The 416-nt window shown below is 68.3% G+C and carries 1 protein-coding gene; it reads right to left on the reverse strand.

Annotated features, from left to right (window positions below; genetic code table 11):
• The coding region (locus tag G3I78_RS49340; RefSeq protein WP_203616579.1) for a C2 family cysteine protease at window positions 1–416 on the reverse strand (416 nt) is incomplete at both ends.

Consider the following 416-nt stretch of genomic DNA (forward strand, 5'->3'; position numbering starts at 1 on the left):
CCTCGGTGACGACGTACGCGTGGTTGGGGACGATGCGGCTGTCGTCGACCTCGTCCTCCAACCACCAGAACGCGTCGTCGTCCTCGGTGCCCACCGCGACGGGCCCGTCCTTCAGCCGGTCCTGGATGTCGGAGAGGCTGAGCTCCCCCGACCGCTCGGCCGGGCGGCCCGTGATGGCCTCGAACGCGTCGTCGGAGTGCCCGCCGTCGATGTCCTGGTAGTCGCCGCCGAAGTACTCGGCCGCCGCCTTCTCGTAGATCGACACCCAGTTGGGCTCGCCGTTCTGACCGCCGACGCCGTTCTCCGGGACGGTCGCCTCCACCACGATCTCGACCGGCTCGCCGTCCTTGTACATCGTCACGGTGTACGTGCCGTCGTCGTTGAGCTTGATGTGCTCGCGCAGGAACTCCGGGTTC

The sequence above is a fragment of the Streptomyces sp. SID13726 genome, from assembly GCF_010548375.1.
In the GTDB taxonomy this organism is placed as follows: domain Bacteria; phylum Actinomycetota; class Actinomycetes; order Streptomycetales; family Streptomycetaceae; genus Streptomyces.